This window comes from uncultured Sphingopyxis sp. (assembly GCF_900078365.1).
Taxonomy (GTDB): Bacteria; Pseudomonadota; Alphaproteobacteria; order Sphingomonadales; family Sphingomonadaceae; genus Sphingopyxis.
Genome location: NZ_LT598653.1, coordinates 1,352,616 through 1,372,174 on the forward strand (window position 1 = coordinate 1,352,616; position 19,559 = coordinate 1,372,174).

Below are 19,559 nucleotides of genomic sequence, written 5' to 3' on the forward strand. Positions count from 1 at the left end.
CAAATAACTCCGATTATCTGCTGAATTTCTTCCTGTGGGAACGCGGTTTGGGAATTTACTGAGGGGCTCGCACAACTTTGGAGAACGCGATGACTACCCCGCTCATGAATGTTTACGCGCGCGCACCGCTGGCCTTCGTCAAGGGCGAGGGCGCCTGGCTTACCAGCCGCGAAGGCGGCGAGCCCTATCTCGACTGCGTCGCCGGGGTCGCGTCGAACGCGCTTGGCCATTGCCACCCTGCGCTCGTCGCGGCGCTGGTCGAACAGGGCCACTCGCTCTGGCATGTGTCGAACATGTTCGAGGTGCCTGGGCAGGATAGGCTGGCAGCGCGGCTGATCGAAGCGAGCTTTGCCGACACAGTTTTCTTCGCCAACACCGGGACCGAGGCGGTCGAGTGCGCGATCAAGGTCGCGCGCCGCTATCACGCCGCGCGCGGTGCGCCCGAGCGCCAAGCCATCATTGGCTTCCATGGCGCGTTCCACGGCCGGACTTATGCTGCGCTGAACGCGGCGGGCAACGCCGCGCATCTTGAGGGGTTCGGCGCGCCGATGTCGGGCTTCGTCCATCTGTCGGTCGACGACGAGGCTGCGCTTGCCGCCGCGATCGCCGATCCCGCGACCGCCGCGGTGTTAATCGAGCCGGTGCAGGGCGAGGGCGGCGCGCGCGCGATGACGCGCGCCTTTCTTGAGAGCCTGCGCACGGCCTGCACCGCCGCCGGCGTTCTGCTGATCTATGACGAGGTGCAGAGCGGTATGGGGCGCACCGGCCAGTTGTTCGCGCACCAATGGTTTCCGGGCACCGAGCCCGATATCATGGCGGTCGCCAAGGCGCTCGGGTCGGGGCTTCCTGTCGCCGCATGCCTTGCCACGACCGAGGCGGCGTCGGGGATGCAGCCAGGCGGACACGGTTCGACCTTTGGGGGGAATCCGCTCGCGATGGCGGTCGCGACCGCCGCGTTCGACGAAATCGCGAAGCCCGAAACCCTGGCGCATGCGCGCGCGCTGTCAAAGCGGCTGCGCGCCAGTCTCGGGACGCTGGCCGCGGGCTGGCCCGACGTCATCACCGACGTGCGCGGCAAAGGCCTGCTGATCGGACTGAGGCTTGCAGTGAACAACCGTGCCTTTATCGCGGCTGCGCGTACTCAGAGGCTGCTCGTCGCGGGCGGGGGCGACAATATCGTGCGGCTGCTGCCGCCGCTGACGATGAGTATCGCGGAAGCCGACGAAGTCGTCGCCCGCCTCGACGCAACCTGTGCGGTGATGACCGCGGCGGTTGCGGCATGAGCGCGGCTTTTATTTCCACGGACCCGGCAAATGGCGACACGGTGTGGGAAGGCGCCGCGGCGTCGGCTGATGATTGCGCGCGCGCTGTCGCCGCGGCGCGGGCGGCATTCCCGGCCTGGGCGGGGCAGGGGGCGGACGCGCGTATCGCGGTCCTGCAACGCTATGCCGCGGTGCTGGGCGAGCGGCAGGCGGCGTTCGCTGAAGCGATCGCGCGCGAGACGGGCAAGCCATTATGGGAAGCGCAAACCGAAATCGCATCGATGATCGGCAAGGTCGCGATCTCGGTGAAGGCGATGGCCGAGCGCAGCGGCACGAGCGAAGGCGAAACCGCCTTCGGACGCGCGCGGCTCAGCCATCGGCCGCACGGCGTGATGGCGGTGTTGGGGCCGTATAATTTCCCCGGCCACCTGCCGAACGGGCATATCGTGCCTGCGCTGCTCGCGGGCAACACGATCGTCTTCAAACCGTCCGAAGAGACGCCGCTTGTCGGGCAATTGCTTGTCGAGGCACTGCACGCCGCGGGAGTTCCTGACGATGTCGCGGTCCTCGTCCAGGGCGGACGCGACACTGGCGCGGCGCTGGTGGCAGAGGACATCGATGGGCTGCTCTTCACCGGCTCGGCTGGAGCGGGGGCGCATTTTCGGCGACTGTTCGCCGACCGGCCCGCGGTCATCCTCGCGCTCGAGCTTGGTGGCAACAATCCGCTGGTCGCATGGGATGGCGATGCCGACGCTGCTGCGTCGATTATCGTCGCTTCGGCGTTCATTACCACGGGTCAGCGGTGCTCGTGTGCGCGGCGGCTCATTGTACCTGGTGACGCCGCGGGCGATGCGATTGTCGACGCTGTTGCGGCGCTGACCGGCCGTCTCAGGATCGGGGCGTGGAACGAGGCGCCTGAACCCTTCATGGGACCCCTGATATCAGGGGTCGCCGCCGGGCGCGCGGTATCGCAGGTCGAAACCCTGGTTGGGCTGGGCGCGCGGGTCATCCGCGCATTCGAACCTGTGGTCGGGCGTTCGGCGGCGTTTGTCACCCCCGCGATCCTCGACGTGACCGGGCTGGAGGTTCCGGACGAGGAGATTTTCGCGCCGGTGCTGCAGGTCCGTCGTGTCCCCGATATCGACGCAGCACTCGTTGCTGCTAACGCAACGCGCTTTGGTTTGTCGGCCGCTCTTATCAGCAACGACGATGCGCTGTGGGCGCGCTTTCGCGTCGAAGCGCGTGCAGGGGTGGTTAACCGCAATCGCCCGACCACCGGCGCTTCGTCCGACATGCCGTTTGGGGGGATCGGCCACTCCGGCAACCATCGTCCGAGCGCTTATTATGCCGCGGACTATTGCGCTTGGCCGGTTGCAAGCCTCGAAGCGGACAATGTGGTGGATCAGCTTGCGAGCTTGAAAGGCGTCGCAAGCTAAATGCGCAATGCAGGTGCTCTTTTCGCGTGTGCGGTTCTGACGCCCGAGGCCACTTATGCGCAGACCGAATCAGCAAAGGACGATCCGGTAAAAGTCGTTGATTTCGGAGCATCCTATGTGACCGACGTGATCGGCAATCTGGATGGCGGCGAGAAGAAGGGGTTCGTCTGGCTCGGCCGTGCCGATGCCACGATATCGGTCGATGGATCGGCCTTCGGCTGGGACGGTGCCGAGATATTTGTCGATGTACTGGCTGTGCAGAGCGCTGATTTCTCGGGCGACTATGTCGGAGACGGGCAGACAGTCAGCAATGTCCAGGGCGATAGCGCGGTGCGTCCGATCGAAGCGTGGATCGCGGGCCCGATCAGCGATGATGTGTCGGTGAAGCTTGGCATGATCGACCTCAATTCGGAGTTTGACGTTCAATCAGTCGGCAAGCATTTCGTCGGGAGTTCCCACGGAATCGGTCCCGAATTCTCTCAGTCAGGCGCCAATGGCCCGTCCATATTTCCGGCCGGAGCGACTGCAATAATGCTTCGCTATGAAAGCGCGAGTTGGAGTGCGCGCCTGGGCTTGTTCGATGCGGTGGCAGGCAGCCGCAAGAATCCGCGCCAGGCTGCTTTCCGCTTCCCTGGAACAACCGGCGCACTGTTGGTGGGCGAGGTTGATCGGAAACTTGCACGCGGCGGCGAGGCGCAGATAGGTATATGGCGTTACACCCCACGCTTTGAGCGCATCGACACTACCCGCGGGGGGCGCGGCGTGAGCCAAGGCGCCTATGCGATGATCGAGACTCCGCTGGCGACACATCGTGACGCAAAGCTCGAGGGCTGGATGCGTATCGGAGTCGCGAGCAGCAGCGTGAACGAGATCGGGGCCTATGCGGGCGGGGGCCTGACCTATGGCGACGAGGCGCAGAGGGTTGGTATCGCAGTGGCGCACGCCAGGCGCGGCGATGCGGTGATGCGTGAAGCAGCCCGACACAACGCTCGGTCGAACCGCGCGGAGACTGCGATTGAGCTCACCTATGCGTACCGCGTAACGCCTTGGCTGACCATTCAGCCCGACCTGCAGTATGTAGTCAATCCCGGCTGGGAGCCGAGCCGATCCGATGCAACAGTCGCGGGCCTGCGTTTCAGCTTCGCCTGGCCTGCCGACTGAGCCATCGCGAAGCTCCATCGTGTGGGGCTAAGTGGGTTTCCCGGAACTAGGAGGGACCGGCCTGCCATTCAATCAGGTCGCCTCGGCTTCACATTCGAAGGCGACACGCATCCGAGATGTTGCGGAAATGACGCGCCGGCTGGGCCGGCGCGTCCGTTCGGGGTCAGCCGTTCAGCTTGTCCTTGACCGCTTTGGCCGCCGAGAAGCCGAGCTTCTTCGAAGCCGCGATCTGGATCGTCGCGCCGGTCGAAGGATTGCGGCCTTCGCGTGCGGCCGATTTCTTGACCTTGAACTTGCCGAAGCCGTTCACCGACACTTCTTCACCCTTGGCAGCGGCGTCCGCGATCGCGGCGAAGACGGCCTCGACGGTCTTCTTGCCGTCGGCCTTGCTCGTCCCGAGCGCGGCGGCGACGCTGTCGGACAATTCGGCGTGGTTCATTCTTTTTCTCCATCATGACCCGCCGGCCCCTCGCCGACGGCGGCGCGACGCTATAGGCGTGTGCGGTGCGGTTCGCCAATGCGATATTGCTGGGCAGGAGCACGGGAACCTTGTGCATTTTCCCTCGCTTTTGCCCGAAGCACGGGTATCGCGACGAAGGCCGACCGGTCGCGGCCCGCTCCGGTCGGCAACCCCTTCGGATCGCGGAGCCGGGCGTCTCGGTTCGGCTCCTGCTCTTGGCACCGGCCGCCACCCTCGTCATCGCCGCGTTGCCGAAGGTCGGGTTTCGCGCGCGCCGGCATGCTGGTGGGGCAGGCGAAGAAGCGCCCGCCCTTCGTCCACCCAACCGACGACGGGTTTCGGGGAACAGGAATCGTGGTTCCCAATGACCAGTCTTCAGGCAATTATTGTCGCACGGTGATGCAGGAGAAACGACGGCAATAGCTCTCGGTCTCAAACCTGCCAGTCCGAAATCGGCCGGAAGTGCTAGAGTTCTGCTTCCATCACTGCTTTGAATTCTGTCCGAATCGGTTGGTCGCTGCGACCCAGTGATCACCCATGAACTTTTTCGTGTCGTTCGAGCATCGCGACGAACTCGGCGATTTTGCGCGCTCTCGTCTCCCTCTTCTTCACGGCTCCTATGCGATAGAGGATCGCATACCGGTTCGAACCGGTCAGCGTTGCAAAGAAGGCTGCCGCCCCAGGGCTCTGATCCAATGCTGCCTGGAGGTCGGCGGGCACCTCGGCCTTACTTGCGGGTGCGTAGGCGGCTTCCCACCTGCCGTCTGCCTTGGCAGCCTCGATCTGTGCCAGCCCGCGCGCATGTATCCGTCCAGCCTCCAGAAGCTCGGTTGCGCGGGTGCGGTTTACCTGAGACCACTTGCTGCCCGCCTTGCGCGGCGTGAAGCGGACAAGCCAGTGTTTATCGTCGTACTTGTCGAGCCGCCCATCGATCCAGCCGTGGCAGAGCGCAGCGTCGATTGCCTCGCGCTTCGTCACGCTGGCGATGCCCGATCCCGCCTTGGCGAACTTGATCCAGAGCCCAGGAGAGTTTGCAGGCTGCGCCTCAAGCCAGCGCTCCAAGGCTGCCGCATCGGCAAAAGCAATGACCGGTAGGCCGCAGTGATCTTCGGCCATCGGACGCTCTCCCTTTGAAATTTGAACACGACGCTTTTCGAAATGCATAGTTCAATATGAGCGACAAATTTCTGGCATGTCCGGCTCTATCGAACATTTTTTCATTCGCAATAAGCCAGCGGCTGCTTTCGAAGAATCCCTCCCCATAGCAGGCCGGCCGCAATCGTTGAGAGTTTCGGACGCCGCCAGGCGTCGGAAAGTCTTCGATGCCCGAACCGCGGTGGTCATGGTGCGAGCTATGGGGAAAGCTGTTTTGCGCTGATGTTGGGATAGCCAGGCGCTGCCCAAAAGCAGACGTGCGCGATATCGGACCGTCTGGATATGGGTCGCAAAAGCGGACATGCAAAAGCAGACGGGCTGATTTTGGTGGTGTGATGTCTGCTTTTGGGCAGCGTCGGCTTGAGCGGGTCCGCTTCCAGGCGCGGGTGTGCGCTGGATCGTGTCGGTGCCAGGCCGTGCCGGGTCACGGCGCAGGTGCCCCGGATGAGACCGCAAGCTGGGGCGGCGCGCGGGGCTGGTAGCGGCGCTCGAAGACCTCGATGATGATCATGGTACCGCCGCAGCACGGGCAGGTTGGCCCGGGCCCTGCATCGACGACGGGCTCGTCGGTCGGCGGAGGTGCGACATCGAGCAGGCGGCGGGCGCGTTCGAGATGATCCTTGCGGTGTGCGCTGGCGAGAAGGCCATAGTGGCGGATGCGGTGGAACCCGCGCGGCAGGGCGTGGAGAAGAAAGCGGCGGATGAACTCGTCGGCGGCGAGGGTCATGACCTGCTGCCGTCCGGCGCCGGCCTTGCGGTAATCCTTGTAGCGGAAGGTGACGCCTTCCTCGTCGAACCGGAGGAGCCGACTGTTCGATATGGCGACCCGGTGGGTGTAGCGGGAGAGATAAGCGAGCACCGCCTCAGGGCCAGCGAACGGCGGCTTGGCGTAGACGACCCAGCGCTTCTTCCTGACGGGTGAGAGGTGCCGCAGGAACGCGCGCCGCTCGGCAAGCTGCGACATGGTGCCGAAGAAGGCGAGCTGCCCGCGGTCATGGAGGGCGCGCAGCCGGGTGAGGAAAAGCCGGCGGAAGAGCGCGCCGAGCACGCGAACCGGGAGCAGGAAGGCGGGGCGTGCCGATATCCAGCGCGTTCCATCGCGCGATAGGCCGCCGCCGGGTACGATCATGTGGATGTGGGGATGGTGGGTCAGCGCCGAGCCCCAGGTGTGGAGGACGGCGGTGATGCCGATCCGGGCGCCGAGGTGCTTCGGGTCGGCGGCGATGGTCAGCATCGTATCGGCGGCGGCCTTGAACAGCAGATCGTAGACCAGCGCCTTGTTGTGGAAGGCGATGGCGGCGACCTCGGCAGGCAGGGTGAACACGACATGGAAGTAACCGACCGGGAGCAGGTCGGCCTCGCGCGCTTCGAGCCAGCTGCGCGCGGCGGCGCCCTGGCACCTGGGGCAGTGCCGGTTGCGGCAGCTGTTATAGGCGATCCGCCAGTGCCCGCAGTCGGTACAGGCCTCGACATGACCACCGAGCGCGGCGGTGCGGCAATGCTCGATCGCCGACATGATCTTGAGCTGGTGCAGGCTGAGATGCCCGGCATGGGCGGCGCGGTAGGTTGGCCCGGCAGCGCGGAAGACGTCGGCGACCTCGAGTGAGGCGCGCATCGGCCTCAGCCGTCGGGCGCTTCCTCGCTGGGCGATGCGAGCGCGAGCCTGTCGAGCGGACTGACGATCGACCGCACCGTCTTGGTCGCCACCTGGGTGTAAAAGGCGGTGGTGCCCAGCTTGGCGTGACCGAGCAGCGCCTGGATGACGCGGATATCGACACCGTCCTCAAGCAGGTGGGTGGCGAAGCTGTGGCGCAGGGTATGCGGTCCGACGCGCTTGTCGATGTCCGCCGCCTCCGCGGCTTCGACGACGACGCGGTAGAGCTGCCGCGTGCTGATCGGCGCCGCGGCGCTCTGTCCGGGAAAGAGCCAGCCGTCGGGGACAAGGATGCCCTGTTGCCGCCCAGCGCGCCACCAGTCGCGCAGGAGCAGGAGCAGGCCTTCGGGAAGCATGGCGTTGCGGTAGCGCCCGCCTTTGCCGCGCTCGATCCGAAGCAGCATGCGCTTGCTGTCGATATCGCTGACCTTGAGCGCCGACACCTCGGCGACGCGTAGGCCCGCGCCATAGGCGACCGACAGCGCAGCCTGGTGCTTGAGGCTGCGGGTCGCATCGAGCAGGCGCTTTACCTCGGCCATCGTCAGCACGACCGGGATCTTGCGTACCTGCCTGGTGCGGACGAGCTTGCGCGCGAGGTCGGGGCGGTCGAGCGTGTGCGTGAAGAAGAACCTCAGCGCGCCGACGATGCTGTTCATGGTCGGCGCCGGGACGCCCGCCTGCTGCTGCTCGATCTGGAACCGCCGAATGTCCTCGGCGCCTGCGGTGTGCGGCGAGCGTCCGAGCCAGGTCGCGAACCGCCCCACATCGCGAAGATAATTACGCTGCGTCTCCTTCGAGAAGCGGCGCATGGTCATGTCGTCGATCAGGCGCTGGCGCAGCGGGCTGATCGGGCCAATCTGGATAAGCTCGTTCATCGTTCGACTCCTCAGGTGAAGGAGTCGAGAGGGTCCACCTGCGGCAGCCCACGTTCAATCAGGTGCGGCGCTCGCTCGGCCGCTTTACATCGAGGCTAGCACCAATCCGCGGAGCGGTTCGTGCATCGGCCAGGTCCAGCGGAATGCGGATCAAGTACGACAAGGCCAACAAAATGCTCCAGCGCCGTTTGAGGATGGCCGACGTTTGTCCGTCGCTGCATGGCGATCCGTGGCCAAATACGGCGAATACCCCTCTCAGAACGCATAATTCCTGCCTTGCCAGCCGATAGTCTGCGGTCACATGAAAGGGAGCTGTATGTTCAATCAATCGCGTCGCCAATTCGTCACCTCAACGGCCGCAGCAGGGATGTCGCTTTTGGCGAGGCCCGCACTTGCAGCAACGCAATCCGAGTGGCGGGATGCGACCGACCTGGCCGAGCGCATCGACAAGGGAGACCTGTCAGCAAAAGAGGCGGTCGAGCATGCGATCCGAATGGCAGAAGCGGCGCAGCCAAAGCTGAACTTTCTGACCGTCTCCGATTTTGAACGCGCGATGGACAAGGTTCGAATTGGGCGTCCTACAGGGCCGTTCGGAGGAGTTCCTTTCCTTGTCAAGGATCAGCTATCCTATATCGGCCTGCCGACACGGGCCGGTTCCCGCTCGCGTCAGGGCAGCCCGCCGCTTGCCCGGCAAAGCGTCTATACCGATGCCTTCGACCGCGCCGGTCTGGTCGTGCTCGGCAAGACCGCCATGCCTGAATTCGGTTTCTTGCCCACGACCGAACCTGTTGCATCGGGAGTCACGCGCAACCCTTGGGATACTGGGCGCTCAGCAGGTGGATCATCGGGCGGAGCGGCGGCGGCTGTAGCGGCCGGGATCGTGCCTGTTGCCCATGGCAGCGATGGCGGCGGGTCGCTTCGTATCCCCGGATCTTGCTGCGGGCTTTTCGCGCTCAAGCCGTCGCGGGGCCGAATGCTCGGAACGCGCAAAGACATCGACGCGACGAGTCTCAGCGCCGACCATGTCCTGACCCGCAGTGTCAGGGATTCCGCGGCGATGTTCGCGCTGACGGAAGACAGTGGCGAGGGCGCCCGTTTCGCGCCCGTCGGATTGATCAAGGAGCCTCTTGACCGCCGGTTGCGGATCGGTCTTGTCGTCAACACATTCGACGGGTCCGAGCCGGAGCGAGATGTTCGCAGGGCGGTGCTCGGCACCGCCAAGCTGCTGACGGATCTCGGGCACGAAGTTGTTCCGACGAAGTGGCCCATCGGCGAGAAATTCTTTCAGGATTTCCTGCTGTTCTGGTCGTCGGGCGCCGCTGCCGTTGCGGCACAGGCGAAAAAGACCCAGCCCGACCGGAAGCTCGAGGATCTCTTCGAACCATTTACCTTGGGCCTGGCGGAGCTGTTCGCAAATACGTCCGAGCAGAGCCTCGGTCAGGCAGTGACGGGGCTGAAGGAGGCCGCATCGGCATACGATCCCTGGTTTGCTTCGTCGAAGCTCGATGCCGTGCTGTCGCCGGTGGTTTTCACGCCGCCGCCACCGCTCGGCTATCTTTCGGGGAGCCAGCCGATGGACATCTTGATGGAGCGGTTGATCCGCTATGCCGGCTACACGCCGTATCACAATGTGGCGGGAGGCCCAGCGATGAGCGTTCCTCTCCACTGGACCCGCGAGGGCTTGCCGATCGGATCGCAGATATGTGCCCCGACCGGGCAGGAAGGTCTTTTGTTCGGGCTTGCACTACAGCTCGAGCAGGCGAGGCCTTGGGCGCAAAGGCACCCGGACCAGTGGTTCGCGTGACCCGCGCGTGCCGACATCTTTGTCAACTGCGACGGCAACCTCATGTCTCGGCGGGGTATCCGGCGGCATTTGCGCGCTTCGGATGGTGACGAAAATGCCGCGAATGAATCCTGGCGCTCGAGACAAGGCCATCGTGATGCCCAAGTGTCCGCGCGAAAGCCTCACCTATCTGAGGGTTGAAGGCCTCCATTGCCCCGCGCTTTTGGCACGCCTGCTCGCCATGCTAGCCCGGCACGCTCTACGTCCTGTCGACGTGCAACTGGACCGGGCTGGCAAGTGGCAGCAGATCGAGATTACCTTGGACGGGCTGCATTACGATCTGCCCCGCCAGCTTCTCGCTCGCGTCGAAGCGGTGAAGGAGGTTCGGGCGGTCGAATTGACCGATGTGGCAGGGCGACCGTTGATTCCAGCCGGCAAGTCCAGTGCGCCCAAGCGAGTTGCTGCGTCTGTTGTGCGCCCGCGCGATACCGTTCGTTCAGCGCCCAGCCGATCATGCCGGACAGCATAGGGCGTGGAAAAAAGCTGAGCGGGAAAACTGCGTAAAATGCTTTTTTGATGCCATTCTCCGGCGCCACTGAGGTCTAGTTCGCCGCACATCGCGTTTCCAACGTCTTACCGTAATGGAAACATGAAGGGGGATTGGAAATGACCGATACGACAAAACTCACCCGGCAGCTGTTGTGGGGCTGCGCAAGTGCCACGGCACTTGTCGCATCCTGGCCGGCGATGGCCCAAACGTCGAGCGATGGTACCAGGCCAGCTTCGGACGAAGAGATCGTGGTGACCGCGTCGTCGCGCGTCATCCGCGAAGGTTTCGATGCCCCGAACCCCACCACCGTCATCGACGATACGCTCATCAAGAACAACGCGGTGACCAGCGTCGGGCAACTCAGCAAATTGATGCCGACCCAGAGCGAGCTGAATAGCCCGACGGCTTTCACGCAGGGCTATTCCGGCGTTGCCGGCACGACATTCAACCTTCGCGGCCTCGGCAGCACCCGGACTCTCGTGCTGGTGGATGGGCGTCGCCACGTTCCGAGTTCGACGGGAACGGGGATGAATGTCGACGTCATCCCGAGTTCGCTGATCCAGCGTGTCGAAATCGTCTCGGGTGGCGCATCGGCAGACTGGGGTTCCGACGCCGTCGCCGGCGTCATCAACGTCGTGCTCAAGGATCGCCTCGACGGCTTCGAAGGCAATGTTCAGGCGGGCATCGCCGACGAGGGCGATCATGCCAATTATCTTGCCTCCCTTGCATGGGGAACCTCCTTTGCCGATGACCGCGCCCGCATCCTTGTGGGCGGCGAATGGTATCGCAACGAAGGGATTCTCCTGCAGGCGGACCGTGACTGGTCGGCGAAGCAATATGGCTTGATCAGGAACCCGGCCTATGCAGAGGGGAATGGTCAATATCAGTTCATTCTTGCGCCCGACTTCCAGTCGTCGAGCGCGACGCTGGGCGGCCTGATCCTGAGCGGGGTGGCGCGCGGCACCGACTTCGGCCCGGGAGGCGTTTCACGGCCTTTCGTACCCGGTCAGTATTTCAACCCTGCGTCCTTTGCAGTGTCTCCCACGGGCACGACGGTTGCCGGCCAGAGCATGTCCGGCGGTTCGGGTGTGTCGCCGGGCCTCTACGTCCCGATCGAACAGCCGGTCGAACGCTATGCGGGTTTCGGCCGTCTGTCATTCGATGTCTCGGATGCCGTTACGCTGTTCGCCGAGGGCTCCTATTCGAAGATCACCGGCCGTTCGCCGACGGCCTTTGCGCATGATGCCGGCATCATATTCGGTGCCCCGTTCACGATCTCGATCGACAATGCATACCTGCCGGACAATATCCGCGGCCTCATGGAAGGTGCCGGCGAAACCAGCTTCAAGATGGGCCGCTACAATACCGACTTCGGGTTCGTGCAGGGCAAGAGCGTGTTCGAGACCATTCGCGCGGTCGCTGGCGTGCGCGGCGATCTCGGCAAGTTCAAATGGCAGGCCTATTATCAATATGGTCAAAGCACCGAGGATGCGCTGGCAAAGGATACGATCTACACGGCGCGGCTCGCCAATGCCGTCGACTCGGTTCTCGTCGGAAATGTCGCGACTTGCCGCATCAACGCCGATGCGGTGGCGACGAATGACGACGCGGCATGCCGACCGCTCAACCTGTTCGGCGAAGGGGCGCCCGATCAGGCTGCGCTGGACTATATTCACGGTGATGCCACGCGGCGCACGCGTATCGAGGAGCATGTCGGCTCGCTCAACGTGACCGGTGATCCGTTCTCGACCTGGGCCGGACCGGTTTCGGTGGCTTTCGGCGCGGAATATCGCAGCGACAAGATCGCCCAGATTTCCGATCCTGTCTCGCAGGCCGGAGGATTCTTCCTCGGCCAGACCGCTTCGGCGCTCACCGGCAAGGTCAGCGTCACCGAACTCTATGGCCAGACGGTCGTGCCTCTCTTGTCGAACTCGCCGATTGCCCGGAATCTCGAATTGCTCGGTGCAATTCGTCACTCCTTTTATACGGCCGAGGGTCCTGTGACCTTTCCGGCCCCGGGTACCGCCAAGCGCGATTTCGATGCGACCACCTGGAAAATCGGGGTGACCTGGTCGGTCTTCGACGGGCTGCGTCTTCGCGGCGTGCGCTCGCGCGACATTCGAGCGCCCAACGTGAACGAACTGTTCACGGCAGGCAATCGCTCGACTGTGAGCGTTTTCACCAACGGAACGACGGTTCAGTTCCCGCGCTTTCGAGGCGGCAACATCAATCTGACGCCGGAAAAAGCCGATACCCTGATCCTGGGCGGCGTGATCGAGCCCGCCTTCATTCCCGGTTTCCAGCTGTCGGTGGACTGGTATGACATCAAGTTGAAGGGCGCGATCGCCGCCGCGGCCGGCACGCCGCAGCAACTGATCGATGCGTGCACCGACGGGAATCAGGAAATATGCGCGCTCTTCACTTTCGAGAATGGCGTGCCGGTCGAACTGCGCGGCACCAACGTCAACATCAACCAATTCCGGTCGACGGGCTGGGACATAGAAGCGCGGTACCGTTTCGCGGCGTTGGGAGGCGATGTGAGTCTCGGAATCGTGGCAACGCATCCAACCGAATTGTCGCAAACGACCACCATCGCCAAAATCGACCGCGTCGGCGAGAACGGCAATAACAACAGCTTTCGGCAGCCGAACTGGCAGTTTTCGACCCATGCCTCCTACTCGCGCGGGCCGTTCAACGCTTATCTTGGCGGGCGCTTCGTCAGCGCCGGCAAATATAATATCGACTATAATCAGGATGGCGCATTGAACCTCGCGAACAACAGGATTCCGGCCCGCTATTATCTGACGGCTTCCGCCAGCCTCGATATCCTGAACACCGGAAACCGGATGGTCCAGATCTACGGCGTCGTGAACAATCTTCTCGATACCGACCCTCCGGTCCATCCGCAGGACTTCCAGATTCCGATCCAGGGAAGCGGGCTTTATGATGTCATCGGCCGCGCCTATACGGTGGGGGTCCGCTTCAAATACTGAACTGGGAGGTGGGGCGGCGTTTGTCGCTCCACCAATATCGCCTCATCGTCTTTCCGGGAAACCTGTGTGATCCTTCGCTTGCCTTTTCTCGCTGCGGTATTTTTCGTGTGCCCGGTCGCGGCCCAGGGTGCCGAAACGCCGGTCCAGGCAAAGGTCGCCTCGATTTCGTCCCTGCCATCGGTCAGGCTGGTGCTCGATCATGTGAAGCGCCACGACGATCTCAGCCTGCGCGAGCAACGCGAGCTTGCCGAAATCCCGGCGCCGCCCTTCAAGGAACAAGCGCGCGCGCTCGCCTTTCAGTCGCGGCTGAAATCCTTGGGTCTGGACGCACGGGTCGACAGCGAAGGCAATGTGATCGCGCGCCGGGCAGGCCTCCGCTCCGGATCGGCGCCGACGCTCATATTGTCGGCGCATCTCGATACCGTGTTTCCCGAAGGAACCGACGTCAAGGTGAAGGAGCGCGATGGCCGCCTCCATGGTCCCGGTCTCGGCGATGATGCGCGGGGGCTTGCCGTCGTCATTGCCGTCGCGCGAGCGTTTCAGGAAAGCAAAATAGCTACCCTCGGCGACATTCTGTTCGTCGGGACTGTCGGTGAGGAAGGCGAAGGCGATCTCAGGGGCGTAAAGGCCATCGTACGCGATAATCCGGCCATCGACGGATTTATATCGATCGACGGGATCGACTTGTCGCGGATCGTTTCGCGGGGAACGGCCAGCCGGCGGTGGCGCATCGAATTTTCGGGCGAAGGCGGGCACAGTTTTCTCGACTTCGGCCGACCGAGCGCGGTGCATGCAATGGGCCGCGCTATCGCCGCCATCGGGGACATCGTACCGCCCACCGAGCCGCGCACGACCTTTACCGTCGGTGTTGCGAAGGGAGGCACTTCGGTCAACGCCATCGCGGGAAAGGCGACGATCGAAATCGATCTGCGATCGGACAGCGGTGAAAATCTGACTGCCTTGGAAGGCCAGGCGATGGCCGCGGTCGACGCTGGCGTTGCTGCGGAAAATCGGCGGTGGAACTCGAACAGGATTGCGGTGACGCGCACGCTGATCGGCGACCGGCCGGGGGGCGCCACACCGGACAATTCGAATATCGTGCAAGTCGCGCTTGCCGCTGCACGTATCGGCGGTGCCGTGCCGAAACTGGCCAACAGCAGCACCGACAGCAATGTTCCGATTGCCCACGGCATTCCCGCGATCACATTGCCCGGGGGCGGCGAGGGGGGCGATTTCCATTCGCTTGGCGAATGGTATCGTCCTGTCGATCCGTGGATCGGAGCTCAGCGTGCCGCGCTTACGGTGCTCGCGCTCGTGGGGGTCGACGGCGCCGGTGAGCCGCTGCTGCAAAAGCGCGCCGCTCCGGGCGAATAAGCGCCGGCCTATTTCTTTCCGGCATCGTCGAGGCCGAAGGCGCGGCGCAGAAACATCGTCTGCACCGCCGCCGCCGCATCCTGGTTTGCCTTTTTGCGGAACCCATGGCCTTCGTCCTTGGCGAGAAGATACCAGACTTCGCGCCCGGCGGCGCGAAGCTTGGCGACGACCTGCTCGGCCTCGGTGCGTGGGACACGCGGGTCGTTGGCGCCCTGGATCACGAGAAGCGGCTTGGTCATCCGCCCGGTCATGTTGAGGGGAGAGATGCGGTCGAAAAATGCCTGCATCTCCGGATCCCGTTCGTCGCCATATTCGGCCCGCCGCGAGTCGCGTCGATAGCCTTCGGTCGTCTTGAGGAAGGTGGACCAGTTGGAAATTCCCACCTCGTCGATCGCGCCGGCAAGACGGGCATCATAATAGGCAAGCGAGGCAAGGGTGACATAGCCACCATAGGAAGCGCCATAAATAACAACGCGCGAGGGGTCGAGATCGCTCTGCGCCGCGATCCAGTCGAGGAGGGCGCCGATGTCCTTGACCGCGTCTTCCCGCTTCAATCCGTTGTCGAGATTTGTGAAGCTGCGGCCATAGCCGGTCGATCCGCGGATATTGGGCGCCACGATCACGGCCCCGAGCTTGTCGACGAAATATGCGAAGGTGGCATCGAAGCTCGGACGCATCTGGGCTTCCGGCCCGCCATGCACGACGATCAGCACCGGGCGCTTGCCGGGCGGCGGCGATTTGGCGCGATAGACGATCGCCGGGATCGACCGTCCGTCGAATGAGGGGAAGCGGATGACGGAGGTCATCGGCAGCTGCCCCGATGCCAGGTCGCCCATCTCGCTGAAGGTCCAGCGTTCGAGCGATTTGCGCTTATGGTCCCACGTCCAGACGTCGGATTCGGCATCGCCGGCGGATACGGTCATGCCGATCCTCGTCCCGTCGGGAGAGAAGCGCAGTTTTCGCAGGACGACCTCGCCGAGGTCCGGCACCGGAAGCTTCTTGCCATTGACGAGGTCGATGAGAACCATGCGCGACCGTGCATCTTCATTGATGGAATAGGCCAGCAATCGACCGTTCGGCGAGACGTCGAACGCCGACACCTTGGTGAGGTCATAGCCCTCGACGTCCCAGGCGAGGTCCGCAGGCGAAAGCAGGGCGGATTTTCCGGTGCCGACATCGAAACGCACCAGCCGCGTATATTCGGCGTCCTGGTCCGAAAGCACGAGCACGCCTTCGCCGTCCGGGGTGAACCGCCCGCCGACATAGGAGATTTCCGTGTCCGAAGGATTGATCTGCCGGGTCTTGCCGCTGTCGAGGTCGAGGATATAGCGCTCCGAAGCGGTCGCTGAAATATAACGATGGAGAAGAATCTTCCGGCCATCGGGCGAGAAGTCGAGCGGAGCGATCACGCCCGGTCCTGTCGCTACGACGCGGCGCGTCGTGATGTCGCCGCCCTCCATGAGCAGGATGTCCCAGTCCGATCGTCCCGGTGTGGCGCGCGTCCACGCAATTCGCTTGCCGTCCCGCGAAAATGTGAAGGCGTCATTGCGGGTGCCCGGGTCGGTAATGAGCGTCCTGATTCCGGCGCTGTCGAAAAGATAACCCTGATATAGTTCGCGGCCACCGACGTCCTTCGCGAAGATGTAGCGGTCTCCCGCGGGAGCGGATGTCGCGTTGCGAACCGGCTCCTCGAAAAAGGTGATCTGTTCGCGGGCGGCGCCAGGCGCCGCGACGCGATGCAGTTGCGCCGTTTCGCCAAAGCGGGTGCGGATCAGAATGCCCCCGGCCTCGGTCCAGCCCTGGAACGTCGCCGAGCGCGTATTCTGATATGTTTGCAGGTCCGTCTCGATGCCCTCGGGGACGGCGGGGATTCCGTCATATACCAACGAGGCGGCATCGCCGCCCTGCGCGGAAATCGGCGCAGCAAAAATCAAGGCCAAGGCTGACGAGAGAAAAACGGACCGGATCATGAAGCCTCCAATATTGTAGATTGTAGGTGTCTCCGGTGATCCTAGGTCCGCGAAAAGCCCGATTTGCGCGAAGCGCGGCCACTTACCGCAGAATTTCGTCGGTGGTGGTACAGGATCGGCCTGATTCTGGAACGCAGGCGCGGCCTTCGCTGCGATGCAGTGCGCGATCCCGATTGTGCGCGGCGATTCTGCGTCATTGGGTTTCAATTTGCCCGAGGTGACCTGCACGGACCGCTATTTTGGGAGCATGACCTGCTATTCGCGCGATCTTCCGGACCGACCTGACCCGAGGCCTCTCGAAGCGGCCGAGACCGGACAGTTATTTGAACTGCTGGAAGCTCTCGATGCGCGGCTGCGCTGGCTCTCGAGCTGGACGATCCATCACGCGAATTTCCTTCGCGGGAATGACGACGGCATCAAGGTCGGCGGCCATCAGGCCTCGTGCGCGTCGATGTCGACGCTCATGGCGGTATTATATGCGTGCGCGCTGCGACCCGAAGACAAGGTGGCGGTGAAGCCGCACGCGGCGCCGTTGCTGCATGCGCTCCATTACCTGCTCGGTCAGCAAAGCCTCGATCAACTGAAACGCTTCCGGGATTTAGGCGGCGCGCAAAGCTATCCTTCGCGGACGAAGGACTGCATTCCGGTCGATTTTTCTACCGGCTCGGTCGGACTGGGCGTCGCGATTACCGCCTTTGCGAGCCTTGTTCAGGACTATCTGCTCGCGCACGGCCGTTTTGCGAACGGTTCGCCCGGCCGCATGATCGCTCTTATGGGTGACGCCGAACTCGACGAAGGCAATATCTACGAATGCCTGATCGAGGGTTACAAACATGAATTGCGGAACTGCTGGTGGATCGTCGACTATAACCGGCAGTCGCTCGATGCGACGACGGCAGATCGCATGTTCCGCCGCTTCGACGATATTTTTGAAACATGCGGCTGGCGGGTCATCACGCTCAAGCATGGCAAGCGCCAGCGCGAACTGTTTCAGCGGCCGGGTGGCGATGCTTTGGCCGACTGGATCGATCGCTGTCCCAACGCCGACTTCGCGGCCCTGACCTATCGCGGAGGGGCGGCGTGGCGCGAACGCCTGACCGCCGATCTTGGCGATAACCGGCTGGCTCTGGACCTTGTGCACAGCTTCGACGACGACGGCCTTGCTGCCGTGATGACCAATCTCGGCGGCCATTGCCCCGAAACCATCGCAGCCGCTTTCGCAGCCGCGGACGATGAACGGCCGACCCTGTTCATCGCCTATACGATCAAGGGGCATGGACTGCCCCTCGCCGGACACAAGGACAATCACGCCGGACTGATGACGCGCGCGCAGATCGATGCGCTGCGGCAGTCGATGCATATTGCAGAAGGGGAGGAGTGGGCTCCGTTTGCCGGACTTGGCGACAATGTCGCCGGCGCGCTCCGCGGCCTGCTCGAGCGTTCGGCGCTGGCCGTGCGGCGTGATCCGCCGCATTGCGAACCGGTCGTCGCTCCGACGCTTCGTGTCACACACGATACGCAGTCCACCCAGGTCGTGTTCGGCAAGCTGTTGAACGATCTCGCGCGATCGGGGCACCCGATTGCCGATCGGATCGTGACGACATCGCCCGACGTGACCGTCTCCACAAACCTGGGGCCGTGGGTGAACCAGCGGGGACTGTTCCGGCGCGAGGCGGCGAATGACGTCTTCCGGCTTCACCAGGTGCCGTCGCCGCAAAAATGGGGCGCGAATCCCGCCGGCCAGCATCTGGAACTCGGTATCGCCGAGAACAACCTTTTCCTCATGCTGACGGCTCTCGGACTATCGGCGCCGCTCTTCGGGGGACGGCTCATTCCTATCGGAACCGTCTATGACCCGTTTATCGCGCGGGGGCTCGATGCGCTCAACTACGGTTGCTATCAGGATGCGCGCTTCATTCTCGTGGCCACGCCGTCCGGCCTGACGCTCGGCCGCGAAGGCGGCGCCCACCAGTCGATCAATACGCCGCTGATCGCGATGGGACAGCCGGGACTGACCATGTTCGAGCCGGCCTTCGCCGACGAACTCGCCGCGATCTTTGAATGGAGCCTCAACCATGTGCAGGCGGACGAGGGCGGCTCGGTCTATCTGCGGCTGACCACGCGCTCGCTTCAGCAACCGCAACGGACAGACGAGAGCTGGCGAGAGGGAACGTTGGCCGGCGCATACTGGCTTCGGGCGCCCGGAGATGGCGCCGATGGCGCGATCGTCGCAATGGGGGCGATGTTGCCCGAAGCGATTGCGGCATGGTCGGAACTGGTCGATGACATTCCTGGCCTTGGACTTCTGGTCGCGACCTCGCCGCAACGCCTTCACCAAGGCTGGACATCTGCGCGCTCGGCGCGTTGGCGCGGCGCTGGTGCGGACGCCAGCCATATCGACCGTTTGCTCGCGCCGCTTTCCGATAGGGCATGTCTCGTGACCCTTTGTGATGGCGCGCCGGCCGCGTTGAGTTGGCTCGGCAGCGTGCGCGGCCATAGAGTCACCCCTCTCGGCGTCGAAAGCTTTGGCCAAACCGGCAGCCTGGAAGACCTCTATCGTATCCACGGGCTTGATCGCGATGCGATTTTCGATGGCTTTGCCGAACATTACATCCTCAAGGCTAATCGCGATGCAGGCTGAGCGGAGAGCGGGTCAGATCGCCCAATACCGCATCGAAGGCCCGCTCGATCCCGGACTTGTGCCCCGGCTTGTGGGGCTGTTCGCGCAGCGCGGCCTGGTGCCGCTGGCGATGGAAGCGCGACGGCGCGAGGCGGGTCTCGAAATGCGGCTTTGGCAGGACGGGATAGGTGCCGCGCAGGCGCTTCTGATCGAGCAAGCGGTCAGAGCGAATATCTTGGTGACGTCGGTCGAACTGACAATGGAGC

General features: G+C 63.5%; 15 protein-coding genes. 8 read left to right on the forward strand and 7 right to left on the reverse strand.

What is annotated here, in order from left to right; translation table 11 throughout:
* The first annotated feature begins 89 nt into the window (after positions 1-89).
* Genes QZL87_RS06085 through QZL87_RS06095 form a run of 3 tightly spaced genes read left to right on the forward strand, consistent with a single transcriptional unit; the run spans position 90 to position 3,859 of the window.
* Positions 90-1,283, forward strand: a complete 1,194-nt coding sequence (locus tag QZL87_RS06085) for an aspartate aminotransferase family protein (protein WP_295325333.1) — start codon at positions 90-92, stop codon at positions 1,281-1,283.
* Positions 1,280-2,698: a succinylglutamate-semialdehyde dehydrogenase gene (gene astD, locus QZL87_RS06090; protein ID WP_295325336.1), complete on the forward strand. Its 1,419-nt coding sequence runs from the start codon at positions 1,280-1,282 to the stop codon at positions 2,696-2,698. Before QZL87_RS06085 ends, astD begins: the two co-directional genes overlap by 4 nt.
* Positions 2,699-3,859: a carbohydrate porin gene (locus QZL87_RS06095; protein WP_295325339.1), complete on the forward strand. Its 1,161-nt coding sequence runs from the start codon at positions 2,699-2,701 to the stop codon at positions 3,857-3,859.
* Between the two features lie 163 nt (positions 3,860-4,022).
* Here the strand turns inward: QZL87_RS06095 and QZL87_RS06100 are convergent, their stop codons facing one another.
* The 4 genes from QZL87_RS06100 to QZL87_RS06115 form a co-directional block, all read right to left on the reverse strand.
* A complete protein-coding gene (locus QZL87_RS06100; protein ID WP_295325342.1) occupies positions 4,023-4,298 on the reverse strand; it encodes an HU family DNA-binding protein in 276 nt (91 codons plus the stop codon).
* Positions 4,299-4,850: 552 nt separating this feature from the next.
* On the reverse strand, positions 4,851-5,435 hold the full coding sequence (locus QZL87_RS06105) for a YdeI/OmpD-associated family protein (protein WP_295325345.1): 585 nt from the start codon (positions 5,433-5,435) through the stop codon (positions 4,851-4,853).
* A 463-nt stretch (positions 5,436-5,898) separates the two neighbouring features.
* Entirely contained in the window at positions 5,899-7,089 is a 1,191-nt protein-coding gene (locus tag QZL87_RS06110) for an IS91 family transposase (protein WP_263587998.1), read from the reverse strand.
* Between the two features lie 5 nt (positions 7,090-7,094).
* A complete protein-coding gene (locus QZL87_RS06115) occupies positions 7,095-8,003 on the reverse strand; it encodes a site-specific integrase (RefSeq protein ID WP_263587997.1) in 909 nt (302 codons plus the stop codon).
* Between the two features lie 316 nt (positions 8,004-8,319).
* Between QZL87_RS06115 and QZL87_RS06120 the strand changes: the two genes are divergently transcribed.
* The 3 genes from QZL87_RS06120 (at position 8,320) to QZL87_RS06130 (ending at position 13,329) form a co-directional block, all read left to right on the forward strand.
* Entirely contained in the window at positions 8,320-9,807 is a 1,488-nt protein-coding gene (locus QZL87_RS06120; RefSeq protein WP_295325348.1) for an amidase, read from the forward strand.
* An 82-nt stretch (positions 9,808-9,889) separates the two neighbouring features.
* Positions 9,890-10,315 (forward strand): hypothetical protein, encoded by a 426-nt coding sequence (locus QZL87_RS06125; RefSeq protein WP_295325350.1) that lies wholly within the window; start codon positions 9,890-9,892, stop codon positions 10,313-10,315.
* 137 nt (positions 10,316-10,452) lie between these two features.
* Positions 10,453-13,329 (forward strand): TonB-dependent receptor, encoded by a 2,877-nt coding sequence (locus QZL87_RS06130; RefSeq protein ID WP_295325353.1) that lies wholly within the window; start codon positions 10,453-10,455, stop codon positions 13,327-13,329.
* Between the two features lie 42 nt (positions 13,330-13,371).
* Here QZL87_RS06130 and QZL87_RS06135 read toward each other — a convergent pair whose 3' ends face one another.
* Positions 13,372-13,743: a hypothetical protein gene (locus QZL87_RS06135; protein WP_295325357.1), complete on the reverse strand. Its 372-nt coding sequence runs from the start codon at positions 13,741-13,743 to the stop codon at positions 13,372-13,374.
* On the opposite strand from QZL87_RS06135, the gene QZL87_RS06140 reads away from it, so the two are divergent.
* Positions 13,732-14,703, forward strand: a complete 972-nt coding sequence (locus QZL87_RS06140) for a M20/M25/M40 family metallo-hydrolase (RefSeq protein WP_295325359.1) — start codon at positions 13,732-13,734, stop codon at positions 14,701-14,703. The genes QZL87_RS06135 and QZL87_RS06140 overlap by 12 nt on opposite strands.
* An 8-nt stretch (positions 14,704-14,711) precedes the next feature.
* Here QZL87_RS06140 and QZL87_RS06145 read toward each other — a convergent pair whose 3' ends face one another.
* Complete coding sequence (locus QZL87_RS06145) at positions 14,712-16,589, reverse strand: alpha/beta fold hydrolase (protein WP_295325362.1); 1,878 nt, start codon at positions 16,587-16,589, stop codon at positions 14,712-14,714.
* Between the two features lie 238 nt (positions 16,590-16,827).
* Here QZL87_RS06145 and QZL87_RS06150 point away from each other — a divergent pair, with 238 nt between their 5' ends.
* Positions 16,828-19,314 (forward strand): transketolase, encoded by a 2,487-nt coding sequence (locus tag QZL87_RS06150; protein ID WP_295325364.1) that lies wholly within the window; start codon positions 16,828-16,830, stop codon positions 19,312-19,314.
* On the opposite strand, the gene QZL87_RS06155 is transcribed toward QZL87_RS06150, so the two are convergent.
* A complete protein-coding gene (locus QZL87_RS06155; RefSeq protein ID WP_295325366.1) occupies positions 19,295-19,510 on the reverse strand; it encodes a hypothetical protein in 216 nt (71 codons plus the stop codon). The two genes, QZL87_RS06150 and QZL87_RS06155, sit on opposite strands and share 20 nt — an antisense overlap.
* Positions 19,511-19,559: the final 49 nt, after the last annotated feature.